This is a genomic window from Devosia sp. (assembly GCF_041917035.1).
Taxonomy (GTDB): domain Bacteria; phylum Pseudomonadota; class Alphaproteobacteria; order Rhizobiales; family Devosiaceae; genus Devosia_A.
The window spans coordinates 1-8,301 of the sequence record NZ_JAYRYM010000167.1 but is presented as its reverse complement, the minus strand read 5'-3'; the positions used below and the strand labels follow the sequence as shown (position 1 = coordinate 8,301).

Annotated in this window: 8 protein-coding genes; 2 read left to right on the top strand and 6 right to left on the bottom strand. The window is 69.7% G+C overall.

Annotated elements, in window-relative coordinates:
• A partial coding sequence (locus tag ACE3TU_RS15635; RefSeq protein ID WP_374625814.1) for a malate/lactate/ureidoglycolate dehydrogenase occupies positions 1 to 849 on the top strand: 849 nt, incomplete at its 5' end.
• Positions 850 to 1,090: 241 nt separating this feature from the next.
• Here the strand turns inward: ACE3TU_RS15635 and ACE3TU_RS15630 are convergent.
• The 6 genes from ACE3TU_RS15630 to ACE3TU_RS15605 all read right to left on the bottom strand — a co-directional run bounded on the left by ACE3TU_RS15630 (position 1,091) and on the right by ACE3TU_RS15605 (position 7,090).
• On the bottom strand, positions 1,091 to 1,849 hold the full coding sequence (locus ACE3TU_RS15630) for an SDR family NAD(P)-dependent oxidoreductase (RefSeq protein WP_374625812.1): 759 nt from the start codon (positions 1,847 to 1,849) through the stop codon (positions 1,091 to 1,093).
• A gap of 5 nt (positions 1,850 to 1,854) precedes the next feature.
• Complete coding sequence (locus ACE3TU_RS15625; protein ID WP_374625809.1) at positions 1,855 to 2,673, bottom strand: ATP-binding cassette domain-containing protein; 819 nt, start codon at positions 2,671 to 2,673, stop codon at positions 1,855 to 1,857.
• A complete protein-coding gene (locus tag ACE3TU_RS15620) occupies positions 2,670 to 3,656 on the bottom strand; it encodes an ABC transporter ATP-binding protein (protein ID WP_374625807.1) in 987 nt (328 codons plus the stop codon). The genes ACE3TU_RS15625 and ACE3TU_RS15620 overlap by 4 nt, the downstream gene beginning before the upstream one ends.
• Positions 3,653 to 4,525, bottom strand: coding sequence for an ABC transporter permease (locus ACE3TU_RS15615; RefSeq protein WP_374625805.1), 873 nt, complete (start codon positions 4,523 to 4,525; stop codon positions 3,653 to 3,655). Before ACE3TU_RS15615 ends, ACE3TU_RS15620 begins: the two co-directional genes overlap by 4 nt.
• Positions 4,526 to 4,535: 10 nt before the next feature.
• Positions 4,536 to 5,483: an ABC transporter permease gene (locus ACE3TU_RS15610; protein WP_374625803.1), complete on the bottom strand. Its 948-nt coding sequence runs from the start codon at positions 5,481 to 5,483 to the stop codon at positions 4,536 to 4,538.
• Between the two features lie 77 nt (positions 5,484 to 5,560).
• Positions 5,561 to 7,090, bottom strand: a complete 1,530-nt coding sequence (locus ACE3TU_RS15605; RefSeq protein WP_374625801.1) for an ABC transporter substrate-binding protein — start codon at positions 7,088 to 7,090, stop codon at positions 5,561 to 5,563.
• 411 nt (positions 7,091 to 7,501) lie between these two features.
• Between ACE3TU_RS15605 and ACE3TU_RS15600 the strand changes: the two genes are divergently transcribed.
• Complete coding sequence (locus ACE3TU_RS15600) at positions 7,502 to 8,293, top strand: HugZ family protein (protein WP_374625799.1); 792 nt, start codon at positions 7,502 to 7,504, stop codon at positions 8,291 to 8,293.
• Positions 8,294 to 8,301 lie beyond the last annotated feature (8 nt).

Here is an 8,301-nt window from a genome sequence, read left to right as displayed (position 1 = left end):
CTCCGGGTGGCGATCGACACCGGCGCCATGCTGGTCTGCGACGCCGATCGGGGGGTCGGCCAGGTGATGGCCTTCGAGGCGATGGACCTGGGCATCGCCCGGGCCCGCACGCAGGGCAGCGCCATCGTTTCCCTGCGCAACAGCCACCATATCGGCCGCATCGGCCACTGGGCCGAGCAGTGTGCAGCCGCCGGCATGGTGTCGCTGCACTTCGTCAATGTCGCCGCGGGCGCCTACGTGGCGCCGTTCGGCGGCAGCCGCGCCCGGCTCGGCACCAATCCGTTCTGCGCCGGGTTCCCGCGGATCGGCAGCGATCCGGTGATCGTCGATTTCGCCACCAGCCGGCTTGCCGCCGGCAAGGTACGTGTCGCCCACAACAAGGGCGTGCAGCTGCCGCCCGGGGCACTGCTCGACAGCGCCGGCCGGCCGACGCTCGATCCCGGCAAGCTGTTCGAGACACCGCCCGGCTCGCTCACCACCTTCGGCGAGCACAAGGGCTGGGGCCTGATGCTCGCCTGCGAACTGCTGGGCGCCGCGCTGGTCGGAGCGACGACGCAGCACGATGCCGCGGCCGACGGGGTCATCCTCAACTCGATGTTCTCGGTGATCGTCTCGCCCGAACAGCTCGGCACCGCCGCCCCGTTTGCCACCGAACTCGAGGCCGTGCTGGGCTGGGTGCAGTCGGAAACGGCCGGGGACGGGACGCCGGCCGTCAGGCTGCCGGGTGATCCGGAGCGGGAGAGCCGGACGCAGCGGCTTGCCGCCGGCATCCCGGTCGACGCCACGACGCTGGCGCAACTCGCCGAGGCGGGCCGGAACGTCGGGATCGAGGATCTGCGGCTGCTCTAGCAGCGGCGGGCGGCGGGCGAAACCGGCGGGATGTCGTTTCGTCGTGACTTTCGGAAGTCTGATGCTGGCTCACCCCACCCTTGATCTCTCCCCATCGAGGGGAGGGAGACGACTGAGTGCTCCGCGGGCTCAGATCGGCCGGTTCCATCGCCTCCCTCCCCCGTGTGGGGAGGGACCGAGGGTGGGGGTGGCCACAGCTGCGATCTGATGCGCCTCCGACGGCCGGAAAGTCGCCTGCGCCTCAGTCCGGCTCCCAGCTCATCTGGTTGGCGAGGATGCCGCCGTCGACGAACAGCATCTGGCCAGTGATGTAGCGCGCCGCCGGGGAGGCGAGGAACACCGCCGCGCCGCCGATATCGTCCGGCCGCCCGACCCGTCCGAGCGGGATCTGCCGTTCGAGTGCCTTCCTTACCCCCGGTGCCGCCAGCCCCGCCGCCGTGAGCGGCGTCTCGACGATCCCGGGCCCCAGGCCGTTGACGCGGATGCCGCGTTCGGCCAGCGTCACGGCCAGAGATTTCACCAGCATCAGCACGGCGCCCTTGGAGGTGTCGTAGACGACGCTGTTCTTCTCGGCGGCCATGGAATTGGTCGATCCCACGCAGATGATCGAGGCATTCTCCCGGCCCGGCGCGACCTGCCGCGCAAAGGCCTGCGCGGCGAAGAGGTAGCCCTTGACGTTGAGCGCGAACGTCCGGTCGAACACCGCCTCGGTCAACTCGTCGAAGGCGGCGTCGAAGAAGCTGCCGGCATTGTTGACCAGCGTATCGAGCGGCCCGAGCTTGTCGCGGGCGGCGGCGACGAAGCCCTGCGCGCCGGCGACGGTGGCGAGGTCGGCCCTGATGAAATGGCATTCGGTCAGTCGGCCGAGCCGCTCCGCCGCCCCCTCGTCGGGCAGGTGCGAATTGATCACGAGGCGTGCCCCGGCGCGGGCGAAGGCCTCGGCAATGGCGTAGCCGATGCCGTGGGTGGAGCCGGTGATGGCGACGGCAGGTGGGGTCATCTTGCTCAATCCAGGGCGTTGCCGGCGAGGCCGGTCTCGACCCGCAGCACCGCGCCGACCAGGGATTGGGTGGCTTCGGCCCTGGGGGCGGTGAACAGGTCGAGCGGTCGCCCGACCTCGACGATGCGGCCGGACGACATTACCGAGACCCGGCTCGTCGTATAGGCCACGACGGACAGGTCGTGGGCGATGAATACCAGCCCCAACCCGAGGTCGCGCACCAGGTCCTTGAGCAGGTTCAGCACCTGCGCCTGGATCGAGACGTCGAGGGCCGAGACCGGCTCGTCGGCGATCAGGACCCGCGGGTTCGGCATCAGCGCCCGGGCGATGGCGATGCGCTGCAATTGCCCGCCGGAGAATTCGTGCGGGAAGCGCTCGAGTGCACTGCGGCTCAGGCCCACCTGGTCGAGCACCTCGTGGATCCGCGCCAGGTGGTCGCCGCCGATCCTGAGGCTCCTGAGCGGCTCGAGCAGCGAGGTGCCGACGCGCATGCGCGGATCGAGCGAGGAGCGCGGGTTCTGCAGCACCATCTGCACGGCGCGGCGGAAGCCGGCCCTGGCCGGCGCGTCCATGGCCCACACGTCTGCACCGTCGAACAGCACCTCGCCCCCGCGCGGGCGCTCGACCCCGGTCAGCATGCGGGTCAGGGTGGTCTTGCCCGAGCCGGATTCGCCGACGAGGCCCACCGCTTCTCCGGCCCGGACATCGAAGTCGATGCCGTCGAGCACGGTCAGGGTCGGGCGGGGGGCAAACAGGGACTGGCGGGCCAGCCGGTAGGTCTGACTCACGGCCTTGAGCGCAAGGATCGGTGTCGCTGCGCTCACGGCGAAACCTCGGCGGGAGCCGCGACGGGATGCCAGCAGGCCGCGCTGCGGCCGGCCCCGGCCAGTTCCGGCATGGCGGCGCGGCAGGTGTCGGTCGCCGCCGGACAGCGCGGATGGAAGGCGCAGCCGGTGGGCAGGCTGTGGAGCGGCGGCACCATGCCGGGGATCGAGACCAGCCGGGAGGAGCCGTCGAGCGCGATGTTGTCCATGGTCGGCTGGCTCTCCAGCAGGCCGCGCGTATAGTGGTGGCGGGGGGTGCGGAACACCTCGCCGACCGGTCCCGTCTCGACGATGCGGCCGGCATACATCACGGCCACCGTGTCGCACATGGCGGCGATCACCGGCAGGTCGTGGGTGATCATCAGCAGCGCCGAGTTGCGCTCCCTGACGGCGGCGTTTAGCAGGCGCAGCACCTGCTTCTGCACCGTCACGTCGAGCGCGGTGGTCGGCTCGTCGGCGATGATCAGCTGCGGGTAGCAGGCCAGCGCCATGGCGATCATGATGCGCTGGCGCTGCCCGCCGGAGATCTCGTGCGGATAGGCGCGCACGATCTGCTCGGGCCGCGGCAGCTTCATCTGCCGCACCAGGTCGAGCGTCTGCCGCTCCGCCTCGCGCCGGTCGGCGCCGGTATGGCGGCGGATCACCCAGGCGATCTGCTCGCCGACGCGGCGCACCGGGTTGAGCGAGGAGAGCGGGTCCTGGAAGACCATCGAGAGCGTCCGGCCGCGACGGCTGGAGAGGGCCCTGTCGGTCTGCTGCACGAGGTCGACGCCGTCGTGCAGCACATTGCCGCGCGCCCCCCAGCCCATCGGCAAGAGCCCCATCAGGGCCAGCGCCGTCATCGACTTGCCCGAGCCGGATTCACCGACGAGGCCCATGCGGCCGCCGGCCGGGATGGTGAAGGAGACGCCGCGCACGGCGGTCACCTCGCCGTTGGTGACGACGAGGTCGCGGACCTCGAGGGCGTTGGCGGCGGCGTTCACGCGCTCCTCCGCTTCAGCTTGGGGTCGAGCACGTCGCGCAAGCCGTCGCCGAGCAGGTTGAGGCCCAGCACGACGAAGACGATGGCGAGGCCCGGCCAGATGGCGAGGGGCGAGGAAATGCCGACCTGCTGTTGCGCCTCGTTCAGCATCATCCCCCAGGAGATCTGCGGCCGGGTGACGCCGACGCCGAGATAGGAGAGGCCCGCCTCGGTGAGGATGCCGGCGGCGAAGTAGAGGGTGAACTGCACGATCATCACGCCGGCGATGTTGGGCAGCACGTGCCGGGCAAGGATGAACAGCGTACCGCGCCCGTAGAGTCGCGCGGCGGTGATGAAGTCCTCCTGCAGCACGCTCAGCGCCGCCGAACGGATGACGCGGGTGAACGAGGGGGTGAAGAAGGCCGAGAGCGCGAGGATGGTGGTCAGCGCGCCCGAGCCCATGGTGGCGGCGAGGACCAGCGCCGTCACCATGCCGGGGATCGACAGCATGATGTCGGCGCCGCGCGAAATGGCCTCGTCGGCGAGCTTGCCGTAGGCCGCCGCCGCCAGCCCGGTGATGGTGCCGAGGAGCAGCGCGATCGAGGCGCCGCCGGCGCCCACGAGGATCGAGGTGCGCGAGCCCACCATCAGTTGCGCGATGACGTCGCGGCCGAGCACGTCGGTGCCGAGCAGGTGGCCCGCCGTGCCGGGTGGCAGCAGCCGGTCCCTGATCACCGGGATGTTGGGGTTGGAGGGCAGCCAGAAGAACGAGACGAGGGCGACGACCAGGAATCCGATGGTCAGCACGATGCCGACGGCGAGCGAGGCGTTGATGGCCAGCCGCCGCCTCGGGCGGGTCGGCAGAGTGCCGGCTGGGTGGGTGGTGCGCATCGGTCCGGCCTCAGGCGGCATTGCGGATGCGGGGGTCGAGCAGGCCGTAGAGCAGGTCGACGACGAAGTTGACGAAGATCACGAAGACGATGATCAGCATCACCGTCGATTGCACCACGATCACCTCGCGGGCCGCGACATTGGCGAGGATCATGCGCGACAGGCCGGGCAGCGAGAACACCATTTCGATGATCACTGTGCCGCCGATCAGTTCGGCGATCTGCAGGCCGACCACGGTGACGATGGGCAGGAGCGCGTTGCGCAGCCCGACCTGCAGCAGCGCCTGGGTGCGGGTCATGCCGACGGCGCGGGCGGTGCGCACATAGTCCTGGTTCATCACGTCGAGCACGGCCGAGCGGATGTAGCGGATCAGCACGGCCGCCATGATCAGGCCCAGCGACAGCACCGGCAGCACCAGCGAGCGGATCGAGGCGACCGGGTCGACGGTCCAGTCGGTCCAGCCGCCGGTCGGCAGCCAGCCCAGCCTCACCCCGAACAGCACCGAGAGCAGGATGCCGGCCCAGAACACCGGCACCGCGACACCGATCTGGCTGAGCAGCGCCAGCGCGGCGCCCGAGGGCTTGCCGACATTGCGCGCCGCGTAGGTGCCGACCGGGATGGCGATGGCAAGGCCGAACAGCAGGCCCGAGAGCGCCAGGGGCACCGAAACCGACAGCCGGTCGGTGACGAGGTCGGCTACGAATTCCTTGGTGCGGAAGGATTGCCCGAGATCGCCGGTCAGCATGCCGACGATCCAGTCGACATACTGGACCGGCAGGGGCCGGTCGAGGCCGTAGGTGTGGGCGAGGGCATTGATGGCGTCCGCGGTGGCGTCCTTGCCGAGGACGATGGCGGCGACATTGCCGCCGGCGCCGCGAATGAGCAGGAAGATGGCCAGCGACGCCACGAAAACGGCGCCGAGAAAGAACGCCAGCTTGCGCAGCACATAGATCGCCATTCGGCTCCGCTCCGGGTCGGGTCGGTACGGCCGCCGGCCCCGGAGGGTCGGCGGCCGTTTCCTTGGGAGGAACTAGCTTACCAGTGCAGCGCGCGCAGTTCGACTGCCACGGCGACCTTGGGCTCGGTGAAGCCCTTGAGGTCGGCGTCGAACAGTCCGACGCCCTTCTTGGCGATCAGCGGCACGATGACGGCGTCCTTGCGCAGGATATCGGCGGCCTTCTTCATCAGCGCCAGGTACTCCTCGTTGCTGGTCGCGACGTCGGCCTGCGACAGCGCCTCGGTGTACTCGGCGCTGCAATAGGTCGACCAGCCGGCCTTGTCCGGCGTCGGGCACGACCACTGGCCGGGCTCGGCGTCGCCCGACATCACGGTGATGTCGAACTGCGGCGGGCGACCCTGGAAGATCAGCTGGCTGTAGCGGGCGAGGTCGATGGCGTTGCGGGTGACGTTGAGGCCGGCGGCCTGCAGCGTCGGCACCATGATGTCGGCCGGCAGCGACAGGTCGGGCACGTCGCTGAGCGAGGCGTACTCCAGCGGCAGGGTGTTGAAGCCCTTCTCCGCGATGGTCTTCATGGCCCCTTCCAGGTCGTACGGATAGGGGCAGCTCTCGGGGCTCGCCGGCTCGTACCAGGGCTGGTTGGGCAGGGCGAAGGTGCAGGTGTTCTCGGCCCCCCACGCGGCGCCGAAGGCGTCGTTGTAGGCCTGCCGGTCGAGCGTCCTGGCAATCGCCTGGCGCAGCTCGGGGTCGATCTTCTGGTTGATCACCGCATAGGTCGGCTCGCCGATCTGCGGGTAGGTGACGAGCGTGAACTTCTTGTCGAACTCACGCTTCACCAGCTGTTCCCACAGGTCGATGGTGTTGACCGGGATGGCGTCGACTTCGCCCGCTTCGAGCGCGTTGAGGCCGGCCGTGCCGTCGGTGACGATGCGGACGGTGACGTCCTTGATCGCCGGGGCGGGGCCCCAGTATTCCGGATTGGCGGTGAACTCGAAGGCGCTGTTGGTGGTATACTTGACCAGCTTGTAGGGGCCGGTGCCGATCGGGTCGGTGGCGATGCTGCCGGCCGCCGCCTCGGGCTGGATCAGGCCGGCGGTCGAGCCCATGCCGGCCCAGAAGGCCTGGCTCGGACGCGACAGCGTCACCTTGACGGTCTTGTCGTCGACCTTCTCGATCGCGGTCACGGCGTTATAGGCCGCCGAGTTCTGCAGCACCGGGCTCGATTTCATGGTGTTGAGCGAATAGACGACGTCCTCGACCGTCAGCGGCGCGCCGTTCGAGAACTTGGCGGCACGGATGGTGAAGGTGTAGGTCAGCTTGTCGTCGCTGATCGTCCAGCTCTCGGCGACGCCCGGCGTCACCGTGCCGTCCTTTTCGAAATAGACCAGCGGCTCGACCACGTTGGACGGGATCCACAGGCGCAGCGCGGTGAGGTTGGAGGTGACGTAGTCCAGCGTGCCCGGGTCCTGGCGGGCGACGAGGATCATCTTGTTCTCCGCCGCCCGCGGCGAGGCGGCGAGCGCTTCGGCGCCACCAAGGGCGGCGAGCATGATGGCGGCGGCGGCAATGGCGCCGAGCCGTGGCCGCAATGCAGTGACTTTCGACATTTGCAGTTGGTCCTTCCTCTGGTCCTGGACGATCGGATCGTTCGCTCGAACCGCTGTGGCCTGCGGCGTCGACGGGCGGGCGGCGCCGCCCGGTCGTTCCACGATGCGGGATGATGACAACTTCAGCAAACGCCACATCTGCATAAGGCTTGAGCGATCGACAAGCGGGTTTCACAATTCCATCGAAATCTGACACTGCGGGAGGCGCAAGGCTACGCGGGTTCGTTCCATCGCATGGAACGTGTGCAGAAAAATGCCGTGCAGCTGGTACGGGCTTCGACCAAAGTCGGACGGCAGGCGCCGGCCGGGCGCCGGAGCGGGGTGTCGCCCGACGACGCGTCCCCCGGCGCAGGCGACTTGGTCGACCCGGGTCACCTCTGCTAGACGAAGGGGCATCGATGGGAGTTGCCGATGGCCAGTGACGACGCGCGCCAGCCCCTGCTGCAGCCGACGACCGATCAGGTCGTCCGCGATGCGAAGACGATGGTGCGCACCGCCCGTCATGCGGCGCTCGCGACGGCGGAACCGGTCACGGGCTGGCCGTTGTGCACGCGGGTCGGCATGACGACCGATGTCGACGGCGCCCCGGTGATCCTGACCTCGCGGCTGGCGGCGCATACCGGGGCGCTGCTTGCCGAGCCGCGCTGCTCGCTGCTGATCGGTGCGCCCGGCAAGGGCGATCCCCTCGCCCACGCGCGCCTCTCCGTCGTCTGCGCGGCCGGCGAGATCGAGCGCGACAGCGCCGATCACGCCCGGCTCGATGCGCGCTACCTCGCGCACCAGCAGAAGGCGCAGCTCTACTCGGGCCTGCCCGACTTCCGCTATTTCCGTCTGGAGCCGCGGCGCGCCTCCTTCAATGCCGGCTTCGGCCGGGCCTTCGTGCTGACGGGCGCCGATCTGCTGGCCGCGGCGACTCCCAGCCCCGGGATCGTCGCGGCCGAGCCAGGCCTGCTGGCGCACCTCAACGCGTTCCACGCCGAGGCGGTGGCTCTCCTGGCGCAGTCCCCGGCGCCGGCCCGCAAGGCCCGGTGGACGCTCGTCGGCATCGACCCCGAGGGCGTGGACCTGCTCGAGGGCGACACGGCGCATCGGGTCTGGTTCGATCATGTGCTGGTCTCGGTCGACGACCTTTACGCCACTCTCACGCAGATGGCGGGCAAGGCAGGGTGGGCGCTGACCCTGCCTTGGGCCGCTCCCGCCTGAGGCGCGGC

Bases quoted from the DNA above. Each gene is read 5' to 3' on its own strand.
- ACE3TU_RS15605 (WP_374625801.1), bottom strand. From the start codon at position 7,090: ATGTCGAAAGTCACTGCATTGCGGCCACGGCTCGGCGCCATTGCCGCC.
- ACE3TU_RS15600 (WP_374625799.1), top strand. From the start codon at position 7,502: ATGGCCAGTGACGACGCGCGCCAGCCCCTGCTGCAGCCGACGACCGAT.
- ACE3TU_RS15610 (WP_374625803.1), bottom strand. From the start codon at position 5,483: ATGGCGATCTATGTGCTGCGCAAGCTGGCGTTCTTTCTCGGCGCCGTT.
- ACE3TU_RS15615 (WP_374625805.1), bottom strand. From the start codon at position 4,525: ATGCGCACCACCCACCCAGCCGGCACTCTGCCGACCCGCCCGAGGCGG.
- ACE3TU_RS15630 (WP_374625812.1), bottom strand. From the start codon at position 1,849: ATGACCCCACCTGCCGTCGCCATCACCGGCTCCACCCACGGCATCGGC.